The organism is Nocardia farcinica, from assembly GCF_029867845.1.
Classification (GTDB): Bacteria; Actinomycetota; Actinomycetes; order Mycobacteriales; family Mycobacteriaceae; genus Nocardia; species Nocardia farcinica_A.
Map to the genome: position 1 here is coordinate 1 of NZ_JARWRU010000868.1, position 1748 is coordinate 1748.

General features: G+C 72.7%; 2 protein-coding genes. One reads left to right on the top strand and one right to left on the bottom strand.

Going from position 1 to position 1748, the window contains the following annotated elements:
* On the bottom strand, positions 1 to 1182 hold a 1182-nt coding region (locus tag QH283_RS18915), incomplete at its 3' end, for an acyl-CoA dehydrogenase family protein (protein ID WP_280504318.1).
* Positions 1183 to 1284: 102 nt separating this feature from the next.
* Between QH283_RS18915 and QH283_RS18920 the strand changes: the two genes are divergently transcribed.
* Positions 1285 to 1748: AMP-binding protein (locus tag QH283_RS18920; protein WP_280504319.1), on the top strand; the 464-nt coding region annotated here is incomplete at its 3' end.

Below are 1748 nucleotides of genomic sequence, written 5' to 3' on the forward strand. Positions count from 1 at the left end.
CTCCACTTCGTCCCACCCCCCCTCGCCGGGGGCGGGGCGGGCCAACACTCCCCCCCGCTCCCTTTCGCCGCCCGCGGCGGCGCGCGCGGGGGCGGCCCCCGCGCCGGGGGCGCTGCCGGAGCCCGCTCCGGCCACCAGGCCCTCGGGGCCGCGCACGGCCATCGCCAGCTCACCGAGGCCGCGATGCCAGTTGGCCCACAACAACTTCGCCACCGAGGCCTGGCCGGATTCGTCGATGCCGTGACCGGCCATGGTGCGCAGGGCGTGGGCGCGCAGCACGCGCAGGCCCACCCAGGCGCGGTCGATGCGGTCGGCCAGCAGCGGGTCGTTCACGGCGCCGGTGCGTTTCGCCAGAGCTTCGATGTCGGCCAGCTCGCGGGCGAAGCGGATCTGCTGGCCGAGGGTGGAGATGCCGCGCTCGACGGCGAGGGTGCCCATGGCGACCTTCCAGCCGTCGCCGGGCGCGCCGACCACCAGATCGGCGTCGGTGCGGGCGTCGTCGAAGAAGACCTCGTTGAACTCCGAGGTGCCGGTGAGCTGGATGATCGGGCGCACCTCGATGCCGGGTTGCTTCATCGGCACCAGCAGGTAGGACAGGCCCTTGTGGCGGGTCGAGCCCTTCTCGGTGCGGGCTACCACGAAGCACCAGTCGGCCACGTGCGCCAGCGAGGTCCAGATCTTCTGGCCGTTGATCGACCACTGGTCGCCGTCGAGGTGGGCGGCGGTGGTGATGGCGGCCAGGTCGGAGCCCGCGCCGGGTTCGGAGTAGCCCTGGCACCACAGTTCGGTGACATTGCGGATGCCGGGCAGGAAGCGACGGCGCTGCTCCTCGGTGCCGAAGGCCAGCAGGGTGGGGCCGAGCAGTTCCTCGCCCACGTGGGAGACCCGCGCGGGCGCGTTGGCCTTGGCGTATTCCTCGTGGAAGATCACTTGCTGGCGGACGCTGGCATTGCGGCCGCCGTATTCCTCCGGCCACCCGAGGCAGGTCCAGCCCGCCGCGGCCAGGTGCCGGTCCCAGGCGAGGCGTTCGTCGAACGCCTCGTGTTCGCGGCCTGGGCCGCCGAGACCGCGCAGCTCACGGAATTCGCCGTTGAGATTCTCCGCCAGCCATTCGCGGACTTCCGCGCAAAACCGCGCGTCCTGCGCGGCGGTGTCGGATTCTGAGGTCTGGATCGCAACCACGCCGGTAGGATAACCTACCAAGCACTTGCTTTGTAGAGCGCTTGCTCGACTCGGCCCAGAACGGCTGGCCGAGAGGCGCGCGCACCGACGGTGAGGACATCCGTGACCGCTCCTGCACAGACGACACCGCTGGCCCTGCACGAGGCGGCCCGCGCGTACGGCGACGCGCCCGCGCTCGCCGACGGCGAGGTCCGTCTCGACTGGGCCGGCCTGCTGGCCGAGGTCCAGCGCACCGCCCGCGCGCTGATCGCCCGCGGCGTGCGCCGTGGCGACCGGGTGGCGATGTGGGCCCCCAACACCCACCACTGGGTGGTGGCCGCACTGGCCGCGCAGTACGCGGGCGCGGCGCTGGTGCCGCTGAACACCCGCTATGTGGCCGAGGAGGCCGCCGACGTGCTCGGCCGGGTGCATCCGGCGGCGCTGTTCGTGTCGGGCACCTTCCTCGGCCGCGACCGGCTGGCCGAACTGCGCGCCGCCGCGCCGGATCTGAAGATCGAGACCACGGTGGTGATCCCGGTCGAGCCCGGCAGCTCGGTGGCCACCGACGCGCACACGCTGAACTGGGC